At 70.4% G+C, this 19,548-nt stretch carries 16 protein-coding genes; 11 read left to right on the top strand and 5 right to left on the bottom strand.

The genetic code is table 11. From position 1 onward, the window contains the following. Positions 1-127 precede the first annotated feature (127 nt). Positions 128-817 carry a response regulator transcription factor gene (locus tag ABZV77_RS04255; RefSeq protein ID WP_356250034.1) on the top strand — a complete coding sequence of 230 codons (690 nt, stop codon included), beginning with the start codon at positions 128-130 and terminating at the stop codon, positions 815-817. Positions 818-833: 16 nt separating this feature from the next. Further along, entirely contained in the window at positions 834-2,249 is a 1,416-nt protein-coding gene (locus tag ABZV77_RS04250; RefSeq protein WP_356250032.1) for a HAMP domain-containing sensor histidine kinase, read from the top strand. Between the two features lie 29 nt (positions 2,250-2,278). On the opposite strand, the gene ABZV77_RS04245 is transcribed toward ABZV77_RS04250, so the two are convergent. Beyond that, the gene (locus ABZV77_RS04245; protein ID WP_356250030.1) at positions 2,279-3,274 is read right to left on the bottom strand and encodes a TAXI family TRAP transporter solute-binding subunit; all 996 of its coding nucleotides are present in this window, start codon (positions 3,272-3,274) and stop codon (positions 2,279-2,281) included. Between the two features lie 138 nt (positions 3,275-3,412). On the opposite strand from ABZV77_RS04245, the gene miaB reads away from it, so the two are divergent. Next, the gene (miaB, locus tag ABZV77_RS04240; protein ID WP_356250028.1) at positions 3,413-4,903 is read left to right on the top strand and encodes a tRNA (N6-isopentenyl adenosine(37)-C2)-methylthiotransferase MiaB; all 1,491 of its coding nucleotides are present in this window, start codon (positions 3,413-3,415) and stop codon (positions 4,901-4,903) included. 50 nt (positions 4,904-4,953) lie between these two features. After that, positions 4,954-5,673, top strand: coding sequence for a class III extradiol dioxygenase subunit B-like domain-containing protein (locus tag ABZV77_RS04235; RefSeq protein ID WP_356250026.1), 720 nt, complete (start codon positions 4,954-4,956; stop codon positions 5,671-5,673). Positions 5,674-5,736: 63 nt separating this feature from the next. Here the strand turns inward: ABZV77_RS04235 and ABZV77_RS04230 are convergent, their stop codons facing one another. Next, complete coding sequence (locus ABZV77_RS04230; protein WP_356250024.1) at positions 5,737-6,012, bottom strand: antitoxin; 276 nt, start codon at positions 6,010-6,012, stop codon at positions 5,737-5,739. Between the two features lie 25 nt (positions 6,013-6,037). After that, positions 6,038-6,328 (bottom strand): hypothetical protein, encoded by a 291-nt coding sequence (locus tag ABZV77_RS04225; protein WP_356250022.1) that lies wholly within the window; start codon positions 6,326-6,328, stop codon positions 6,038-6,040. A 182-nt stretch (positions 6,329-6,510) separates the two neighbouring features. Between ABZV77_RS04225 and miaA the strand changes: the two genes are divergently transcribed. From miaA to hflX, 6 genes are all read left to right on the top strand, one after another. Beyond that, positions 6,511-7,449, top strand: a complete 939-nt coding sequence (gene miaA / locus ABZV77_RS04220; RefSeq protein WP_356250020.1) for a tRNA (adenosine(37)-N6)-dimethylallyltransferase MiaA — start codon at positions 6,511-6,513, stop codon at positions 7,447-7,449. A gap of 107 nt (positions 7,450-7,556) precedes the next feature. Beyond that, a complete protein-coding gene (locus tag ABZV77_RS04215) occupies positions 7,557-8,018 on the top strand; it encodes a hypothetical protein (protein ID WP_356250205.1) in 462 nt (153 codons plus the stop codon). Positions 8,019-8,065: 47 nt separating this feature from the next. Next, positions 8,066-8,944: a diaminopimelate epimerase gene (dapF, locus tag ABZV77_RS04210; protein ID WP_356250018.1), complete on the top strand. Its 879-nt coding sequence runs from the start codon at positions 8,066-8,068 to the stop codon at positions 8,942-8,944. A 142-nt stretch (positions 8,945-9,086) separates the two neighbouring features. Then, positions 9,087-11,234 carry an HD domain-containing protein gene (locus tag ABZV77_RS04205; RefSeq protein ID WP_356250016.1) on the top strand — a complete coding sequence of 716 codons (2,148 nt, stop codon included), beginning with the start codon at positions 9,087-9,089 and terminating at the stop codon, positions 11,232-11,234. Positions 11,235-11,390: 156 nt separating this feature from the next. Then, entirely contained in the window at positions 11,391-12,875 is a 1,485-nt protein-coding gene (locus tag ABZV77_RS04200; RefSeq protein WP_356250014.1) for a M1 family metallopeptidase, read from the top strand. A 194-nt stretch (positions 12,876-13,069) separates the two neighbouring features. Continuing rightward, positions 13,070-14,560, top strand: a complete 1,491-nt coding sequence (hflX, locus tag ABZV77_RS04195) for a GTPase HflX (RefSeq protein ID WP_356250012.1) — start codon at positions 13,070-13,072, stop codon at positions 14,558-14,560. A 90-nt stretch (positions 14,561-14,650) separates the two neighbouring features. Here hflX and ABZV77_RS04190 read toward each other — a convergent pair whose 3' ends face one another. Continuing rightward, on the bottom strand, positions 14,651-15,862 hold the full coding sequence (locus ABZV77_RS04190; RefSeq protein ID WP_356250010.1) for a hypothetical protein: 1,212 nt from the start codon (positions 15,860-15,862) through the stop codon (positions 14,651-14,653). 260 nt (positions 15,863-16,122) lie between these two features. Then, positions 16,123-17,352, bottom strand: a complete 1,230-nt coding sequence (locus ABZV77_RS04185; protein WP_356250008.1) for a hypothetical protein — start codon at positions 17,350-17,352, stop codon at positions 16,123-16,125. 586 nt (positions 17,353-17,938) lie between these two features. Here ABZV77_RS04185 and ABZV77_RS04180 point away from each other — a divergent pair. Then, positions 17,939-19,453, top strand: a complete 1,515-nt coding sequence (locus ABZV77_RS04180) for a diaminobutyrate--2-oxoglutarate transaminase family protein (RefSeq protein WP_356250203.1) — start codon at positions 17,939-17,941, stop codon at positions 19,451-19,453. Positions 19,454-19,548: the final 95 nt, after the last annotated feature.

The following is a 19,548-nucleotide window of genomic DNA, read 5'->3' as shown; positions in this document are numbered from 1 at the left end:
TGCCCGGGGCCTGAACCCTCTTGACGTGGTCCTTATCCATCGGAGTGGATGCCTTGGTGCGCTCGCGCGATGACGAGCCACGATTACCGGCCGCAACGGAACGACGGATGAACTGGAGGGGGCCCGTATGAGACTGCTGCTCGTCGAGGACGACGATCATGTGGCCGCCGCCCTGTCCGCCGTCCTGGCCAGGCACGGCTTCGACGTCGTGCACGCCCGCAGCGGCGAGGAGGCGCTGCAGGCCCTGCTGCCCGCGGAAGCGCCCCCCTTCGGAGTGGTGCTTCTCGACCTGGGTCTGCCCGACCAGGACGGCTACGAGGTGTGCGGCAAGATCCGCAAGCGCGGCTCGACGCCAGTGATCATGGTGACGGCCCGTTCGGACGTACGCTCCCGGATCCACGGCCTGAACCTCGGAGCCGATGACTACGTAGTGAAGCCGTACGACACCGGGGAACTCATCGCCCGCATCCACGCCGTCATCCGGCGGCCCGCCCCCGGCGATGCACCGGCGTCGGGCGACAGCGACCTGAGGCTCGGTCCCGTACGCATCGAACTGCCCACCCGGCAGGTCAGCGTGGACGGTTCGGTCGTCCAGCTGACCCGCAAGGAGTTCGACTTGCTGGCCCTTCTGGCGCAGCGCCCCGGAGTGGTGTTCCGCCGGGAACAGATCATCAGCGAAGTGTGGCGCACCAGTTGGGAGGGGACCGGGCGCACGCTGGAGGTGCACGTGGCGTCCCTGCGCTCCAAGCTGCACATGCCGGCCCTGATCGAGACCGTGCGCGGCGTCGGCTACCGCCTCGTCGCCCCGGCCGCCTGACCGGAAGCGAGGACAGGTGCGCTCCCGCCTCCTCCCGCTGCTGATCGTCCTCATGGCGGGCGTCCTGCTCGCGCTCGGCTTTCCGCTCGCCGTCAGCGTCGCCGCGGCCCAGCAGCAGAAGGTGGTCGTCGACCGGATCGACGACACGGCCCGTTTCGCCTCACTCGCGCAGTTCGTCACCAAACGTCCCACGGGGCCCCTGGGTATGGGGAGCACTGACGAGCGCCGCGAGACGCTGCAGAACGAACTGGACGACTACTACGGCGTCTACGGCATCCGCGCGGGCGTCTTCTACCGCGACGACGGCGCCATGGCCCAGTCCCCGAACGACTGGTTCCTGCCTCGCCACGGAGCCCTGCGGGACGCCTTCGAGGAAGCGCTCCGCTCCCGAGGCAGCCACGACCCCGAGCAGGTGTGGCCGTGGCAGCGGGGGCGGCTGGCCGTCGCCTCTCCGGTGATCAAGGACGGCGACGTCATCGCCGTCGTCGTCACGGACTCACCGACCGGGCGCATGCGTTCGGAGACGCTGCGCGGCTGGCTGCTGATCGCCGCAGGCGAGTCGGCGGCCATGCTCCTTGCCGTCGGTGCGGCCCTGCGGCTCACCGGCTGGATCCTGCGCCCTGTGCGGGTCCTGGACGCGACCACGCACGACATCGCGACCGGGCGGCTCAAGTCCCGGGTCGCCGCTGCGGGCGGGCCGCCGGAACTGAGGCGCCTGGCCCATTCGTTCAACGAGATGGCCGACAACGTCCAGGACGTGCTCGAGCAGCAGCGCGCCTTCGTCGCCGACGCCTCCCACCAGCTGCGCAACCCTCTCTCGGCGCTGCTGCTCCGCATCGAGCTCCTCGCCCTCGAACTGCCCGAGGGCAGCGAAGAGGTCGCCTCGGTCCGCACCGAGGGCAAGCGGCTGGCCCAGGTCCTCGACGATCTGCTCGACCTCGCGCTCGCCGAGCACGCCGCCGCGGACCTGAGCGTCATCGACATCGGGGAGCTGACGGCCGAGCGCGTCGGCGCCTGGCGGCCGCTCGCCGACGAGCGGGGCGTGCGGCTGACGGGGGAGTGCCCGGCCACCACCGGCTGGGCCGACCCGATCGCCCTGTCCAGCGCGCTGGACGCGGTGATCGACAACGCCCTGAAGTTCACGCCCGAGGGCGGAGCCGTGCAGGTGGCGGTCTCTTCGGGCAACGGGACGACGACCGTCGTGATCACCGACGGCGGGCCCGGCCTCACCGACGACGAGCTCGCCCGCGTCGGCGACCGCTTCTGGCGCAGCAACCGTCACCAGAACGTGCAGGGCTCGGGGCTGGGCCTCTCCATCTCACGGGCCCTGCTCGCGTCGGGCGGCGGCTCCATCGCGTACGCACGCCATGAACCGCACGGTCTGAAGGTGACGGTCGGCGTCCCGCGCAGCGAGCCCCCTGCAGGGGGCTGAGAGGGCCGCTCAGCGCCGCGCGCGAGGGCTCAGGGCTTCACCGAGCGGTAGTAGCGGCGCGCCCCGTCGTGGAGCGGCAGCGGGTCCGTGAACAGTGCGGTGCGCAGATCCACCACCTGTGCCGCGTGCACCTCATCGCCGATGTGATCGCGGCTGTCGATGACGGTGCGGGTCAGCTGCTCGGTCAGCTCGGGATCGGTGCGGTCCGTGGTCACCAGGAGGTTCGCCACGGCGAGCGTCGGCACGGCGGAGCCCTGCTGGGCCTCGGGGTAGGCGTCCGCCGGCATCGTCGCGGCCCGGTAGTAGCGCGAGCCGCCGCCCTGCTTGTGCAGCGCTTCGACGAGGTAGCCGAGCTTCACGAGCTTGATGTCCATCTCCTCGGAGAGGGCGCGCACGGAATTGGTCGGAAGCCCGCCCGACCAGAAGAACGCCTCGATGGACCGGTTCTTCAGAAGGCTGGGCATGGTGTCGATCCCGGCGGCCACGGGCTTGATGTCCGTGGTCGGGTCGAGGCCCGCGGCGTCAAGCACCCGGTCGGCTATCAGCCGCACCCCCGAGTGGTCCTGGCCCACCGCCACGCGCTTGTTCCGCAGGTCGGCGACGTCATTGATCTTCGAGGACCGGGGCACGACGAGCTGTACGTAGTCGTCGTACAGGCGCGTGCACCCCCGCAGCCGGTGCCAGCCCGGTGCGCCGTCGAGGCGGTACGTCTCGACCGCGTCGGCGGCCGCGATCGTGAAGTCGGACTTCCCGGTGGCCACGCGCGCGACGTTCTGCTGCGACCCCTCGCTGTTGAGGAGCTCGACGTCGACGTCCGGCATGTCCTGGGAGATCGCCGTCTCCAGGAGCTTGCCGTACCGCTCGTACACGCCCTCCCGCACGCCCGTGCTGAACGAGATCCGCCCGCTCGGGGAGTCCTCACCCACGGGCAGCAGCCACCACAGCAGCAGACCGAACACCACGAGAGCCGCGGCCGAACCCTGGAGGGCGCGGCGCCTGCCGATGTGGGGGAGTGCCTTGAGCATGCGCGCGATCCTGCCAGTCCACTCACCGTGATGACCAGGGGAGAGCTCACACCGAAGCCGCCGTGGAGCCCGGCCGCCGGTGCCTCAGTCGCAATCCGCGGGCACGCGCGCGTGGCGACCCCGTACCCTGGGGTCGAGATGAGCGCGAAGACTTACGAGGTGCGCACCTACGGGTGCCAGATGAACGTCCATGACTCCGAGCGGCTCTCCGGGCTGCTGGAGGACGCCGGTTACGAGCGTGCGCCCGAAGGAGCCGACGGCGACGCCGACGTCGTCGTCTTCAACACGTGCGCCGTGCGAGAGAACGCCGACAACCGTCTGTACGGCAATCTCGGCCGCCTGGCGCCGATGAAGACCAAGCGTCCAGGGATGCAGATCGCCGTCGGCGGCTGCCTGGCGCAGAAGGACCGCGACACCATCGTCAAGCGGGCACCCTGGGTCGACGTCGTCTTCGGTACGCACAACATCGGCAAGCTGCCGGTCCTCCTGGAGCGCGCCCGCGTCCAGGAAGAGGCGCAGGTCGAGATCGCAGAGTCGCTCGAAGCCTTCCCGTCGACGCTGCCGACCCGCCGCGAGAGCGCGTACGCGGCATGGGTCTCCATCTCCGTCGGCTGCAACAACACCTGCACCTTCTGCATCGTGCCCGCACTGCGCGGCAAGGAGAAGGACCGCAGGACGGGCGACATCCTCGCGGAGATCGAGGCGCTCGTCGGCGAGGGCGTCTCCGAGATCACCCTCCTCGGACAGAACGTGAACGCGTACGGCTCCGACATCGGCGACCGTGAGGCCTTCAGCAAGCTCCTGCGGGCCTGCGGAAAGATCGAGGGCCTGGAGCGCGTGCGCTTCACCTCCCCGCACCCGCGTGACTTCACCGACGACGTGATCGCCGCCATGGCCGAGACGCCGAACGTGATGCCGCAGCTCCACATGCCGATGCAGTCCGGCTCGGACCCGATCCTCAAGGCGATGCGCCGCTCGTACCGGCAGGATCGTTTCCTGGGCATCATCGAGAAGGTCCGCGCCGCCATGCCGGACGCGGCCATCTCCACCGACATCATCGTGGGCTTCCCCGGCGAGACCGAGGAGGACTTCGAGCAGACGATGCACGCGGTCCGCGAGGCCCGCTTCGCGAACGCCTTCACCTTCCAGTACTCCAAGCGTCCCGGGACCCCGGCGGCCACCATGGAGGGCCAGATCCCCAAGGAGGTCGTCCAGTCGCGTTACGAGCGCCTGGTGGCCGTCCAGGAGGAGATCTCCTGGGAGGAGAACAAGAAGCAGGTCGGCCGCACCCTGGACCTGATGGTCGCCGAGGGCGAGGGCCGCAAGGACGGCGCCACACACCGCCTCTCCGGCCGTGCCCCCGACAACCGTCTCGTCCACTTCACCAAGCCGGACACCGAGGTGCGCCCCGGTGACGTCGTGACCGTCGAGATCACGTACGCCGCGCCGCACCACCTGCTCGCCGAGGGCGCCGTGTTGAACGTGCGTCCCACGCGCGCGGGCGACGCCTGGGAGAAGCGGAACACCGAGGCGGCCGCGAAGCCCGCGGGTGTGATGCTGGGGCTGCCGAAGATCGGTGCTCCGGCGCCGCTTCCCGTGGCGACGGGCAGCGGCTGCGGCTGCGACTGACCGGGCGGACGGTTCCTTTCCGCCCACGGGGGCGCGTTACTCTGCGGATCATGCTTGTCGCCGCAGCCGTCTGCCCCTCCCCGCCGCTGCTCGTTCCCGAGGTCGCCGCGGGTGCCACCCCTGAAATGGACGCCGCGCGCGCGGCGTGCTCGGACGCCATCGCGGTGCTCGCCGCCGCGCGGCCCGACCGGCTCGTCGTGATCGGGCCCGCCGAGCAGAGCGGGCGTGGACCGCATCCGCAGGGCGCGCGCGGGTCGTTCCGGGGTTTCGGGATGGACGTCGACGTCCACCTCGGGCCAGTCGGGGCCGAAGTCGAAGCCGTGCAGCGTGAGCTTCCGACGTCGCTCGCCGTCGCAGGCTGGCTGCTCGGGCGCACCCAGTGGTCCACCGCGCCGGTGGAAGGTCTCGGTGTGGGGGAACCACTTGCGGCCGAGCGGTGTATCCAAGTCGGAGAAGAAATCGGGGCCCTGGCCGACCGGGTGGCACTGCTGGTGATGGGCGACGCCAGCGCGTGCCGCACGCTGAAGGCGCCGGGGTACCTCGACGAGCGGGCGGCCGGCTTCGACGCGGAGGTCGGGCGGGCCCTCGGCGAGGCCGACGTCGCGGCGCTGAAGGCGCTGGACGCGGGGCTCGCGTACGAACTGAAGGCGGCGGGCCGTGCCCCGTGGCAGGTGCTCGCGGGCGCCGCGGACGGCGCCGCGCTGCGCGGTGAGCTGCTCTACGAGGACGCGCCGTACGGCGTGGGGTACGTGGTGGCTGCCTGGTCGTAGCCGACCAGGACACACGGTGGCGGCCGCGAAGCGAGGTGCTCCGCGGCCGTCCGCCGCTGCCGTTCAGGAAGCCGGAGGTGGCGACGGAGGCGTCGGAGGGGTGGCGCTGCCGCCCGCGTCCTTGCCCTCGTCGGATCCGGCGACGCGGTCGAGGGCGTCCTTGGCTTTGCCCGTGCCCGCCTGGATCTTGTCGCTGTACTTGCCCTTGGTCTTCTCGTCGACCACCTTCGCGGCCCTGTCCAGGCCCTGGTCGATCTTGTCCCCGTGCTGCTGCGCGAGGTCCGAGACCTTGTCCTTGGCAGGGGCGAGCTTGGCTTTCAGTTGGTCCAGGAAGCCCATGGGTCCACCTTCCCTCGCTGGGGAGCTACTTGCGGGCGCCCTCGCCGGCCTCGTTGTCGGCCGCCTTCTCCGCGGACTGCTGCTTCGGAATCTCCACGCCCTCCGCCTCAGCCGCTTCGGCGGTCTCCGCGGACTTGTCCTCGGCAGCGGCCTCGGTGTCGGAATCGGCCTCGGCAGCAGGCTTCGCATCGGTGTCGGCCTCGGAGGCACTCTCGGCCTCTTCCGGCTCGGCCGTCAGCGTGGCCGCTGCCGCGTCGGTTGTCGACGCCTCGTCGCTGTCCTTGGACTTCCGGCGGAAACGTGCAAAAACGCCCATATCTACTCCATACGTTACTCGTGTGGGCGAAATCCCGCCCCACCCGGTGCGTCCCATTGCGTCGCCCGGGTCATCGGTCCTCGAAACCGGCGGCCGGAACCTCGCAACAGGCAACGACCTCAGAGCCGTGCCGTCACGTAGCTCGTTCGGGGATGGGGCCCGACGTTTGCGAGACTGGGGCGGTGAGTAGCTCAGCCCCCGCCCCGCGGGTCATCGCAGTCGTCGGTCCGACCGCGGCAGGAAAGTCCGATCTGGGCGTTTTTCTCGCCCAGCGCCTCGGCGGCGAAATCGTCAACGCCGACTCGATGCAGCTGTACCGAGGGATGGATATCGGGACCGCCAAGCTGACGCCCGATGAGCGCGGCGGCGTACCCCACCATCTCCTCGACATCTGGGACGTCACGGAGGCGGCCAGCGTCGCCGAGTACCAGAAGCTGGCCCGCGCCGAGATCGACCGGCTCCTCGCGGAAGGACGCTGGCCGATCCTCGTCGGCGGCTCCGGCCTCTACGTCCGGGGCGCCGTGGACCACCTGGAGTTTCCCGGCACCGACCCCGCCGTGCGGGCCCGTCTGGAGGAGGAGCTCACGCTGCGCGGCTCCGGGGCCCTGCACGCCCGCCTCGCCGCCGCGGACCCCGAGGCGGCCCGCGCCATCCTGCCCAGCAACGGCCGCCGGATCGTCCGCGCCCTGGAGGTCATCGAGATCACCGGCAAGCCCTTCACCGCCAACCTTCCCAGCCACGAATCCGTCTACGACACGATCCAGATCGGCGTCGACGTGGCACGCCCCGAACTCGACGAACGCATCGCCACGCGCGTGGACCGCATGTGGGAGCGGGGCCTGGTCGACGAGGTGCGCGCGCTGGAGGCGCAGGGGCTGCGAGAGGGGCGCACGGCGGCGCGCGCGCTCGGCTACCAGCAGGTGCTCGCGGCGCTCGCGGGAGAGTGCACCGAGGAGGAGGCGCGCGCCGAAACCGTGCGCGCCACCAAGCGCTTCGCGCGCCGTCAGGACTCCTGGTTCCGCCGTGACCCGCGGGTGCACTGGCTCAGTGGGGCCCTCGCCGACCACGAGGAACTCCCGGCACGCGCGCTGGCGTTGGTCGAACGACCGGTCACAGCCTGATCACGTGATTGCATCGGGACGCTCCGGCGGTCATCCCGGCACCTGACACCGTGCCATCATCGACCATCGATCGACCGGTGAAGTCCGAAGTGGGAGGGCGCGTGGCGATGGAGGCCGGCCCTCGTGACACCGCACATGACGGCGGAGAGCAGCTGAGTCCCGACGGTCCCGACGAGACGTCGGGCGGAGTGACGGACGACGGTCCCGGTGCGGACGAGATGTCGGCGGAGGCCGAGGTCGAGGTCGAGCTGCGCCCCCAGCCCCGGCTGCGCATCTGGCAGCTCGCGCCCATCGTGATCCTGGCCGCGGTCGGTTCCCTGATGTTCGCCTTCCCGCTCGCCTTCGAGTTCGGTGACGGCGGCGCGGTGGTCGCCATGCTCGGACTGCTCATCAGCTGCTGCGCCGCCGGGTGGGGCATGATGGCTGCCCGCCGCGTGGGCCACACCTGGCCCGGGCTGCCCGAGCGCGGCTCCGGGCACCGCCCGGACTGGCGGGTCGTCTCGGGGTACGCCCTGGTGCTGCTGGGCGCTGTGGTCCTCGCCGTGTGGCGGGTCGCAAGGCTCCGCTGAGCACACCGCCCGGACCGCGTGTCGTAGCCACCCCGTACGATCGAGGAATGAGCACGCGGATCGCCTTCCTCAAGGGGCACGGGACCGAGAACGACTTCGTGATCATCCCCGACTCCGACAACGCCATCGAGCTGTCCCCGGCAGCTGTGGCCGCCCTGTGCGACCGCCGCGCGGGCATCGGTGGCGACGGCCTCCTCCATGTCGTACGCTCCGCCGTCCACCCCGAGGCCAGCCATCTCGCGGACCGCGCCGAGTGGTTCATGGACTACCGCAACGGCGACGGTTCGATCGCGGAGATGTGCGGCAACGGAGTGCGGGTCTTCGCCCGCTACCTGCAGCGCGCCGGGCACGCCGTCGAGGGCGACCTGGCGGTGGCCACCCGTGGTGGCGTGAAGACCGTGCACATCGCCAAGGCGGAGTCCGGCGGCGAGATCACCGTCGGCATGGGCAGAGCGTCGCTCCCCGAAGGGGACGTCACCGTCTCGGTCGGCGACCACCGCTGGCCCGCGCGGAACGTGAACATGGGCAATCCGCACGCGGTCGCCTTCATCGACGACCTCTCCGAAGCGGGCAATCTCTACGAGGCACCCCCTTTCAGCCCCGCCTCCGCCTACCCGGACGGGGTGAACGTCGAATTCGTCGTCCCCCGGGGCCCGCAGCACGTCGCCATGCGCGTGCACGAGCGCGGCGCGGGCGAGACCCGCTCCTGCGGCACCGGCGCGTGCGCCGTGGCCGTGGCGGCGGCCCGCAAGGACGGCCTGGACCCGGCCGTGACCGGCTCCCCGGCCACCTACACCGTCGACCTGCCCGGCGGACGTCTGGTGATCACCGAGCGGCCCGACGGCGAGATCGAGATGACGGGCGGCGCCGTGATCGTCGCCGAGGGCGAGATCGCATCCGAATGGCTCGAAACGGCATCCGCATGAACTGTCGCTCGAATGGGTGATCCGTTTCACGCTCGGCGAGAGGCGGTCAGCACCACGTGATGGGCTCGGTAGCATCAAGCACCGGCCCGGACGGAGTACGCCGCCGTCCGCACACCGCCGGTCGAAGCAGCCGGAGGTGCTCATGAGTGCGGAGGCCACGAACCCTGCCACGCCCGGCCCCGTGACGTCAGGGGTCCAGCGCAAGCGCGGCCGTGCGCGTCTCGATCTGCGCAGGCTCGGCCGGGCCGCCCTGCTCGGATCAGGCACCCGGGACCGTCTCCCCGACGCGATCGGCCATGTGGCGGAGGCCCACAGGGGCCACTATCCGGACGCGGACCTGGAGCCACTGCGCCGCGCGTGGGTCCTCGCGGAGTCCTCGCACCGGGGCCAGACACGCAAGAGCGGCGAGCCGTACATCACACACCCGCTCGCGGTCACCCTGATCCTCGCCCAACTCGGCGCCGAGATCACGACCTTGACCGCCTCCCTGCTCCACGACACCGTCGAGGACACGGACGTCACACTCGACCAGGTGCGGACCGAGTTCGGCGACGACGTCTGCTATCTGGTCGACGGCGTCACGAAGCTGGAGAAGGTCGACTACGGAGCGGCGGCCGAGCCCGAGACCTTCCGCAAGATGCTCGTAGCCACCGGCAACGACGTACGCGTCATGTCGATCAAGCTCGCCGACCGCCTGCACAACATGCGCACGCTCGGCGTCATGCGGCCCGAGAAACAGGCCCGCATCGCCAAGGTCACCCGAGACGTGCTCATTCCGCTCGCCGAGCGCCTCGGCGTGCAGGCGCTCAAGACCGAGCTGGAGGACCTCGTCTTCGCGATCCTCCACCCGGAGGAGTGCGCCCAGGTCAAAACCATGATCGCCGCCAATGGCGAGAGTGCGGGGGACCCTCTCGGGGACATTGCGGGCGAGGTGCGCGGCGTGCTGCGCGACGCGGGCATCACCGCCGAAGTGCTCATCAGGCCACGGCACTCGGTCTCCGTGCACCGCGTGCACCGCAAGCGCGGCGAACTGCGCGCGTCGGACTTCGGCCGCCTCCTCGTACTCGTGACCGAGGACGCCGACTGTTACGGAGTCCTCGGCGAGCTGCACACCTGCTTCACGCCGGTCGTCTCGGAGTTCAAGGACTTCATCGCCGTACCGAAGTTCAACCTCTACCAGTCGCTGCACACGGCCGTGACCCGCTCCGACGGCGAGGTCGCCGAAGTCCTCATCCGCACGCACCAGATGCACCAGGTCGCGGAGGCGGGCGTCGTCGCCCTGCACAATCCCTACGCTCCTCCTTCGGAGGAGCCGTCCGACAGCGTCGACGACGAGCGCGTGGACCCGACCAGGCCCGGCTGGCTCTCCCGGCTCCTCGACTGGCAGCAGGCCGCCCCCGACCCGGACACGTTCTGGTCGACGCTGCGGGAGGACCTCGCCCAGGACCGCGAGATCGCCGTCTTCCGGCCCGACGGCGGCACGCTCGGCCTGCCCGCCGGTGCCAGCTGCGTGGACGCCGCGTACGCCCAGTACGGCGAGGACGCCCACGACTGCATCGGCGCACGCGTCAACGGCCGTCTGGCGACGCTCAGCACGGTCCTACGGGACGGCGACACGGTCCAGCTGCTCATGGGCCAGGACCTCACGTCCGGGCCCTCGCGCGAGTGGCTGGACCATGCGCGCACGCCTGCCGCGCGGATCGCCATCCGGCGCTGGCTCACCACGCATCCCGCACCCGCGGCCGCCGCGCCGACGCCGTCCGTGGAGCGGCCGCCGCAGCAGGCGCCCGCGGCCGCGCCCAAGGCGGAGGAGTCCGGAGCCGTGCGGCCCGCCGCGGCGAACGCCGTCGTGGACCGCGAGGGTGCCAGCGTGCGCCTCGCCGGCTGTTGTACGCCGGTGCCGCCCGACGACGTCACCGCCTTCGCCGTCCGCGGGGGCGTCGTGACCGTCCACCGGGTCGGCTGCCCGGCCGTGGAGCGCATGAAGGAAGTGGGGCGCCCGGAGATCGGCGTGCGCTGGGGAGACACCGCCGAGTGCCGGGTCACTCTGATCGCCGAATCGTTCGGCCGGGCGCATCTGCTCGCCGACCTCACCGAAGCGATCGCCCTCGAAGGCGTGGCGATCATCTCGGCAACCGTGGAGCCACCGACACAGCAGCGCGTACGCCATACGTACACGCTCCAACTCCCGGACGCCGCACACCTCCCGGGGCTGATGCGGGCGATGCGCGCGGTCCCCGGGGTGTACGACGTGAGCCGCGCGCAGCATCCGGCGGCCGCCGCCAACTGAAGAGCGTCTGCCGCCCGCTGACGAGCCGCCGTCGCCCACTAAAGAGCGGCCGTAGCCCATCGAAGAGGGGACGCACGGCACCCCTGCGGCGACTCGTTCGAGTGGCCCGGCGCGCGCCGTCACCACGCGGAAGACGCGCGCTGATAGCGGTTGTTCATGCTGCTCACCCCTCGGACCACGGCCTCAGGGCCGAAGTCCCTCCGCCCCCCTCGCGTCGCCGCCGCACTGATCGCGGCGGCCGCGTCCGCCGCCCTCGTCGCGGCGAGCGCGCCCTCGCCGGCCACGCCGCTCGGCATCGGCGACCGCCTCTTCCCGCACCTGGGCAACCCCGGATACGACGTGGCGTCGTACGACATCGCCTTCACCTACCGCGGTGACAACCGCAAGCCGCTGGACGCCGTCACCAAGATCGAGGCCGAGGCGACCGCCTCCCTGGATCGCGTGAACCTGGACTTCGCGCACGGCACCGTGCGCTCCGTCGAGGTGAACGGCAAGCGCGCACGCTTCGAGAGCGGCGGCGAGGACCTGGTCGTCACGCCGTCCGCGCCCATCGGGCAGGGCGAGCGGATGCAGATCACCGTCCGGCACACCAGCGATCCCGAGTACGCGAAGGGCACCCAGGGCGGGTGGGTTCGCACCGACGACGGACTCGCCATGGCCAATCAGGCCGACGCCGCCCACCTGGTCTTTCCGTGCAACGACCACCCGGCGGACAAGGCAGAGTTCACGTTCCGGATCACCGCCCCCAAGGGGTACACGGCTGTCGCCAACGGCCTGCCCGTCGGCGCGACCCGGCACGGCAGCGCGACCACGTGGGCGTACCGGCACCACCATCCCATGGCGACCGAGCTGGCCCAGGTGTCGATCGGCCGCTCCACCGTGCTGCGCCGACAGGGCCCGCACGGCCTTCCCGTCCGCGACGTGGTGCCCACCAAGGACCGCAAGGCCGTGGAGCCCTGGCTGAAGAAGACCCCCGGACAGATCGGCTGGATGGAGAAGAAGGTCGGCCGCTACCCCTTCGAGGTCTACGGGGTCCTGATCGCCGGGGCGAAGACCGGCTACGAACTGGAGACGCAGACGCTCTCTCTCTTCGAGAGAGAGCTCTTCACCCGTCCCGAGTACCCCGAGTGGTACGTCGACTCGATCATGGTGCACGAGCTCGCGCACCAGTGGTTCGGCGACAGCGTCAGCCCGCGGTCCTGGTCGGACCTCTGGCTCAACGAGGGCCACGCCACCTGGTACGAGGCCCTCTACGCCGAGGAGAAGGCGAAGAAGCCCGTGACCGACCGTATGCGGGCGGCCTACCGTCAGTCGGACAGCTGGCGAGCGGCCGGTGGGCCGCCGGCCTGGCCGAAGGCGCCCGCACCCGGGAAGAAGATCAGCATCTTCCGCCCCGTCGTCTACGACGGCAGCGCCCTGGTGCTCTACGCCCTGCGCCAGGAGATCGGACACCGGGCCTTCGAGCGCCTGGAGCGGGACTGGGTCCGTCACCACCACGACGGCAACGCCGAGACCGCCGACTTCGTGCGGCTCGCCTCCGAGATCGCCGGGCGTGACCTCGACGGATTCTTCGACGGCTGGCTGTACGGGAAGAAGACGCCGCCGATGCCGGGGCATCCGGACTGGAGTTCCGGGAAATAACCAGGATGACGAGACGGGCCGTGCCGTGCAACCATCGTCAGGTCGACGACGCGGCCCGTCAGGGACATCCCCTCGGGGACATCTCAGGGCACGACCGGCCGGTTCCGGGAATCTCCGGATCACTCCGGGCGTTGTCGAATGTGACGGGTCCCGCATCCGTCGCTTTCCCATCGACGTATCGACGTAAGGACCCAATGACCTCCTCTTCTTCCCCTTCCCAGGACGCACAGAGCTTCGCGCAGAACTACCCCGAAGGTCTTCGGGCCGATGCCCTGATGGAAGAGGACGTCGCCTGGAGCCACGAGATCGACGGAGAGCGGGACGGCGAGCAGTTCGACCGTTCCGAGCGTGCGGCTCTGCGCCGCGTCGCGGGACTCTCCACCGAGCTCGAGGACGTCACCGAAGTCGAGTACCGACAGCTCCGCCTGGAGCGCGTGGTGCTCGTCGGCGTGTGGACTTCGGGCACGGTCCAGGATGCGGAGAACTCCCTCGCCGAGCTGGCCGCACTCGCCGAGACGGCGGGCGCGCTCGTGCTCGACGGCCTCGTCCAGCGCCGCGACAAGCCCGACCCGGCGACGTACATCGGCTCCGGCAAGGCCTTGGAGCTGCGTGACATCGTGCTCGAGACCGGAGCCGACACCGTCGTCTGCGACGGTGAGCTGAGCCCCGGCCAGCTGATCCACCTCGAAGACGTCGTCAAGGTCAAGGTGGTCGACAGGACCGCCCTGATCCTCGACATCTTCGCCCAGCACGCCAAGTCCCGAGAGGGCAAGGCGCAGGTCGCCCTCGCGCAGATGCAGTACATGCTGCCGAGGCTCCGCGGCTGGGGTCAGTCGCTCTCCCGTCAGATGGGTGGCGGCGGCGGTGGCGGCATGGCCACCCGTGGTCCCGGTGAGACCAAGATCGAGACGGACCGGCGACGGATCCGCGAGAAGATGGCGAAGATGCGCCGGGAGATCGCGGAGATGAAGACGGGCCGCGACATCAAGCGGCAGGAGCGCAGGCGCAACAAGGTGCCTTCGGTCGCCATCGCCGGATATACGAACGCGGGCAAGTCCTCGCTGCTCAACCGCCTCACGGGCGCGGGCGTCCTGGTGGAGAACTCGCTGTTCGCCACCCTCGACCCCACGGTCCGCAGGGCAGAGACGCCGAGCGGCCGGATCTACACCCTCGCGGACACCGTCGGGTTCGTCCGGCATCTGCCGCACCACCTCGTCGAGGCCTTCCGCTCCACGATGGAAGAGGTCGGCGACTCCGACCTGATCCTGCACGTGGTGGACGGTTCGCACCCCGTGCCGGAGGAGCAGCTCGCCGCCGTGCGCGAGGTCATCCGCGACGTGGGCGCGACCGACGTGCCCGAGATCGTGGTGATCAACAAGGCGGACGCGGCGGACCCGCTGGTCCTCCAGCGCCTGCTGCGCAACGAGAAGCATGCGATCGCGGTCTCCGCGCGGACCGGCGTCGGCATCGAGGAGCTGCTCGGGCTCATCGACACCGAACTGCCGCGGCCCGAGGTCGAGATCGAGGCCCTCGTTCCGTACACGCACGGACAGCTCGTCTCGCGGGCGCACGCCGAGGGCGAGGTGCTCTCCGAGGAGCACACCGCCGACGGCACCTTGCTCAAGGCGCAGGTGCACGAGGAACTCGCCGCGGAGCTCGCTCCGTACGTGCCTGCGGCGCACTGAACCTCGGCGCACCGCACGTAAGCGCACAAGGCGAAGGCCCGCCCCCTCTCGCAGGGGGCGGGCCTTCGCCGTCTCAGATGCGCCGCGCGACTACTGCGCGCCGTACTTCTTGCTCATCATGTCGTAGACCTGCTCGGCGCCCCGGCCCAGCTGCGGGCCCGCCAGCCAGGTGTTCTCGGCCGGGCCGATCGAGGTGTTCGACACGAGCTTCGTCTTGCCGCCCGACACCCGGAACCAGCCACCGCCGGACGAACCACCGGTCATGGTGCAGCCGATGCGGTACATCGTCGGCAGGGACGGCGACATCGAGAGGCGGCCCGGCTTGTCGACGCACTTGTGCATGATCAGGCCGTTGTACGGGGGAGCGGCCGGGTAGCCCCAGGCGCCCATGGAGCTCACGCTCTGCGCGGCCGGGGTCGAGAAGTCGACATCGAGCGCGTTGCCGACGGTCTCCTCGAGGGACTTGCTGCCCTGCTCCGGCTTCACGTGCAGGACGGCGTAGTCGTACGTCGCACCCGCGCCGCCCGTCGGACCGCCCTCGTTGATCCACTCGTTGGAGGTCGAGACCCAGTCGGCCCAGTACTGGCCGTAGGGGGCGATCTCCTGCGGAGCCGCGTTGCGCAGGTCGGCCTCGGACTTGCCCAGGTCGTTGTAGGAGGGCACGAAGGCGATGTTGCGGTACCAGCCGCCCTTCTGGCCGGCGTGCACGCAGTGGCCCGCGGTCCACACGAGGTTGGACTTGCCCGGGTTGCGCGGGTCCTTCACCACGGTGCCGGAGCAGACCATCGAACCCTCGGGGGAGTCGAAGAAGATCTTGCCGACCGGAGCGGCGTTCTTGTGGTACGGAGTCCGCTCCCGCTTGGCCTGGACCGGCGACGGCTCGGGGTCGGTGCCGCCCTGACCGGCGGCCGCGTCCTTCGAGGCGATCGTCTTGTTCGGGTCCTTGGCCTTCTTCATCCGCTCGGGCTTCCAGAGCCCTTCGATGACCGGGTTGGCGAAGTCCTTGGCCTCCCGGACCCAGTCGCCCTTGTCCCAGTTCGTCCAGGCGCCGTTCTTCCAGTCGTCCAGGTCGATGCCCTTGTCCTTGAGCTTGTCGGCGAAGCCGCCGGGAAGCTGGACGTCGGAACCCGAGTCGGAGCCGTCGGCTCCCTGGGACGAGTTGGTGTCCGGCTTGTCGCTCGCCTTGTCGTCGCTCGGGCCACAGGCCGTGGCGGTGAGTGCCAGGGTCGCTGCGAGCCCGGTGGCGGCGAGCGCCACCCGCCGTCCGCGGCTGCGCGCGAACGGCGCACGAGTGGAACGCATGGTGCTGTTACCCCCGATGGAACGTGTATTTGCCATGTGCGGTATTTGCCATGTTCGTGTCATGTGCGCCGACGCGGATCTTCATCTCCGACGTCGACGCAACACCTCACTATGCCTGTGAGGTTGGGGACGAACGGCGGCGGGGGCGTGAAGGTTTCCGGCGCCCCGCCACCGTACGAAGGTCCCTGGGGGCAGCCACACGACTGCCCCCGAGAGATCGGCTCACCACTCGGCGAGTGGGGACCGAACTGCCTGCCGCACTACTTGTCGGCGAACTTCTTGCTCACCGCGCTGTAGATGCCCTTGGCCTCCTTGCCGAGGCGCGGACCGGCCAGCCAGCCCGCCGTCACCGGACCGATGGAGGTGTTCGACACCAGAGCCGGCTTGCCGTTCTGCCCCTTGGCGACCCAGCCACCACCGGACGAACCGCCGGTCATGGTGCAGCCGACGCGGTACATCGTCGGGTCGGGCTTGGTCAGCGAGAGCCGGCCGGGCTTGTCGGCGCACTGGAACAGCTTCTGACCGTCGAACGGCGGCGCCGCCGGGTAGCCGGTCGCCGTCATGGTGTCGATCCGCGGCACGGCCGGGGCGTTGAAGTCCACCGGGAGCGCGGAACCGACCGTCTCCTCGAGCGACTTGCCCTCACTGCCCTTCTCCGGCTTCACGTGGATGACCGCGAAGTCGTACGGCGCGCCCGCACCGCCGGTCGGACCGCCCTGCTCGATCCACTGGTCGGAGGTCTGCGCCCAGTCGCCCCACCAGACGCCGTACGGAGCGACCTCTTCCTTGGGAGCGTTCTGCAGCTCCTCGGCCGACTTGCCGCTGTTGTTGTACGAGGGGACGAAGACCATGTTGCGGTACCAGCCGCCCTTGGCGCCTGCGTGCACGCAGTGGCCCGCGGTCCACACCATGTTGGACTTGCCCGGGTGGGCCGGGTCCTTGACGACGGTCGCGGAGCAGACCATCGAACCCTCGGGGCTGTCGAAGAAGAGCTTGCCCGACTCGGCGACCTGGTCGTGGTACGGCGCCTGCACGGCGGCAGCCTCCACGGGCTTGGGCGTCGGGTCGGTCACGCCCTGGTCACCGGAGATGTCGTTGTCGTCGACGCCCCGGTCGGGGTTCTTGTCGGCGTCCCGCATCCGGTCCGGGTCCCACAGGTCCTCGATGATCGGGTTGACGAAGTCACCGGCCTCGCGCAGCCAGTCGTCCTTGTTCCAGTTCTTCCAGGCGCCGTTCTTCCATTCGTCCAGATCGATCCCGTTTTCCTTGAGCTTGTCCTTCCAGGCGTCCGGGATCTGGATCTTGTCGTCACCGTTGCTGCCGCCGGGCTGGGACGAGGACGAGTCACCGCCGGCGTTGTCGTCGCTGGGGCCGCAGGCCGTGGCGGTCAGTACGAGCGCCGCACCGAGCGCCACAGCCGCCACAGGGGAGGTTCTGCTGCGCATGCTCCTCCCATTGCGAACAGTGAAGAGCGGACGTATGGGTCGCATCTGGAGATTCCCCCTGGGCTTCGAAATTGTTCCAAAGTGCTGGACATCCGGGTGTGGAACACCCGTTGCCACCGGTGCGGCACCCCTTCGCTGGGTTTGCTCGGGTTTGCTCGGGGGAGCGGCGCCATCCGTGGCTGATGAACGGCCCCCACACTATGCCGGTGCCGTTGGGGACGGCCCACGGAAGGGCAACGGTTCCGTCACGGCAAGGATCTTCGGATTACCCGTGTTCCGCCGGGCCCCTCGTCGTTGGTACGTACGGGGGAGTCGCGGCCTGCGTTCATTCCCCCTGCCAACTCGCCTGCGTGTTCGCCCCTGTGGAGCTCTCCGGAGCCGCATCGGACGGGCGCGCTCGTCCACAGCGGGAGGACCACCACTCGTGGCCGTGACCGAGCCTGCGCACGCGGCGGTGTCCGCAGGGAATTCCGCACCGCAGCCCGTAACGCATTCCGCAACGCAGTCCGTAACGGAGTCCGAATCGCCGTCGGTGCCGGAGACGGCACCGCGGCCCGCGACTCGCACAGCGGCGCACACCACGGCAGATTCCGCGGCGCACTCCACGGCACATTCCACAGGCCACGAGGGAATCCTGCGGCGCCAGTCGGCACGCGAATCGGCCGCCCGCACCTACGCGCGCGCCCTTCCGATCGTGCCGGTCCGGGCCCGCGGCCTGACGATCGAGGGCGCCGACGGCCGCCGATACCTCGACTGTCTCTCGGGCGCCGGGACCCTGGCCCTCGGCCACAACCACCCGGTGGTGCTCGAAGCGATCAGGAAGGTCCTCGACTCCGGGGCCCCGCTGCACGTCCTCGACCTGGCCACGCCGGTCAAGGACGCCTTCACCACGGAGCTGTTCCACACGCTGCCGCGCGGTCTGGCGGACCGCGCGCGGATCCAGTTCTGCGGCCCTGCCGGGACGGACGCGGTGGAGGCAGCGCTGAAACTGGTCCGCACGGCCACCGGCCGCGACGGAATGCTCGCCTTCACCGGCGCCTACCACGGCATGACCGCCGGGGCGCTCGAAGCATCCGGCGGCGCATCGAGCAATCGGGTCGCGCGCCTGCCCTATCCCCAGGACTACCGCTGCCCCTTCGGCCTCGGCGGCGATCGCGGCGCCGAACTGTCCGCCCGGTGGACCGAAAGCCTCCTCGACGACACCAAGTCGGGCGTACCGACCCCCGCAGGCATGATCCTCGAACCGGTCCAGGGCGAGGGCGGGGTCTATCCCGCGCCCGACACCTGGCTCCGCCGGATGCGCGAGATCACCGCCGCGCGCGGCATCCCGCTCATCGCGGACGAGGTGCAGACGGGCGTCGGCCGCACCGGCGCCTTCTGGGCCGTCGAGCACAGTGGCATCGTTCCGGACGTGATGGTGCTCTCCAAAGCGATCGGCGGCAGCCTTCCGCTGGCCGTCGTGGTCTACCGCGACGACCTCGACGTATGGCCGCCCGGCGCCCACGCGGGGACCTTCCGCGGAAACCAGCTCGCCATGGCGGCGGGCGCGGCGACCCTCGCGTACGTTCGTGAGAACGGCCTCGCCGAACGCGCCGCCACCCTCGGCGCCCGGATGCTCGCGCAACTCCGCTCCCTGGCCGCGCACCATCCCTGCATCGGTGAGGTCCGCGGCCGAGGGCTGATGATCGGCGTGGAGCTGGTGGACCCGACGTCCGAGCCGAGGACAGACCGGGAGCAGGAGGCCCGGTTGGAGCCACCGACGACGTCACACCAGGTGTCACCCCGGGCGTCACATCCGCCGTCACAGCCGGAGTTGAGCCCTGAGTCAGCGACGCTTCCGTCGCAGACCGCAGCAAGCCGCACAGCACACGCCGAGGCCGTCCGGCCCCCCGGGGCGCCGCCCACCGGAGCAGCGTCCGTCGCCGACCTCCCTTCCACCGCGCAACCTCGCCCTCCGGCCCCCGAACTGGCCGCGGCCGTGCAGCGGGAATGCCTGCGCCGCGGCCTTATCGTCGAACTCGGCGGCCGCCATTCCAGCGTCGTACGACTCCTGCCTCCGCTCACTCTCACCGATGAACAGGCCGCCGCGGTCCTCGACCGCCTTGCCGATGCGCTGACCACCGCGGCGCATGCCCACCACGGATAGCCAAGACGTGCCCGGGCCGTTCTGCCGGACATGAACCGCCGGTCACGCACCGGGTCCAGTCGCTACACGGAGCCCCGAACAACCTCACAAGGAAG

Source organism: Streptomyces sp. NPDC004732 (genome assembly GCF_040609235.1).
Taxonomy (GTDB): domain Bacteria; phylum Actinomycetota; class Actinomycetes; order Streptomycetales; family Streptomycetaceae; genus Streptomyces.
The sequence above is the reverse complement of the archived record's forward strand: the minus strand, read 5'-3'. Positions and strand labels throughout refer to the sequence as shown.

Coding starts and splice junctions, on each gene's coding strand:
- ABZV77_RS04255 (WP_356250034.1), top strand. CDS start 128: ATGAGACTGCTGCTCGTCGAGGACGACGATCATGTGGCCGCCGCCCTG.
- ABZV77_RS04245 (WP_356250030.1), bottom strand. CDS start 3,274: ATGCTCAAGGCACTCCCCCACATCGGCAGGCGCCGCGCCCTCCAGGGT.
- miaB (WP_356250028.1), top strand. CDS start 3,413: ATGAGCGCGAAGACTTACGAGGTGCGCACCTACGGGTGCCAGATGAAC.
- ABZV77_RS04235 (WP_356250026.1), top strand. CDS start 4,954: ATGCTTGTCGCCGCAGCCGTCTGCCCCTCCCCGCCGCTGCTCGTTCCC.
- ABZV77_RS04230 (WP_356250024.1), bottom strand. CDS start 6,012: ATGGGCTTCCTGGACCAACTGAAAGCCAAGCTCGCCCCTGCCAAGGAC.
- ABZV77_RS04225 (WP_356250022.1), bottom strand. CDS start 6,328: ATGGGCGTTTTTGCACGTTTCCGCCGGAAGTCCAAGGACAGCGACGAG.
- ABZV77_RS04215 (WP_356250205.1), top strand. CDS start 7,557: ATGGAGGCCGGCCCTCGTGACACCGCACATGACGGCGGAGAGCAGCTG.
- dapF (WP_356250018.1), top strand. CDS start 8,066: ATGAGCACGCGGATCGCCTTCCTCAAGGGGCACGGGACCGAGAACGAC.
- ABZV77_RS04205 (WP_356250016.1), top strand. CDS start 9,087: ATGAGTGCGGAGGCCACGAACCCTGCCACGCCCGGCCCCGTGACGTCA.
- ABZV77_RS04200 (WP_356250014.1), top strand. CDS start 11,391: ATGCTGCTCACCCCTCGGACCACGGCCTCAGGGCCGAAGTCCCTCCGC.
- hflX (WP_356250012.1), top strand. CDS start 13,070: ATGACCTCCTCTTCTTCCCCTTCCCAGGACGCACAGAGCTTCGCGCAG.
- ABZV77_RS04190 (WP_356250010.1), bottom strand. CDS start 15,862: ATGCGTTCCACTCGTGCGCCGTTCGCGCGCAGCCGCGGACGGCGGGTG.
- ABZV77_RS04185 (WP_356250008.1), bottom strand. CDS start 17,352: ATGCGACCCATACGTCCGCTCTTCACTGTTCGCAATGGGAGGAGCATG.